General features: G+C 52.3%; 1 rRNA gene. It reads left to right on the top strand.

The annotated features are described in order from the left end of the window. Position 1: 1 nt before the first annotated feature. A 23S ribosomal RNA gene (locus tag QFI97_RS00030) occupies positions 2-264 on the top strand; the annotation flags it as partial.

A 264-nucleotide genomic window follows, 5' to 3' on the forward strand; every position in this document is an offset into this window, starting at 1 on the left:
CGACTAAGCGTACACGGTGGATGCCCTGGCAGTCAGAGGCGATGAAGGACGTGCTAATCTGCGATAAGCGTCGGTAAGGTGATATGAACCGTTATAACCGGCGATTTCCGAATGGGGAAACCCAGTGTGATTCGTCACACTATCGTTAAGTGAATACATAGCTTAACGAAGCGAACCGGGGGAACTGAAACATCTAAGTACCCCGAGGAAAAGAAATCAACCGAGATTCCCCCAGTAGCGGCGAGCGAACGGGGAGCAGCCCAG

Source organism: Klebsiella scottii (assembly GCF_036561945.1).
GTDB classification, from domain to species: Bacteria; Pseudomonadota; Gammaproteobacteria; order Enterobacterales; family Enterobacteriaceae; genus Klebsiella; species Klebsiella scottii.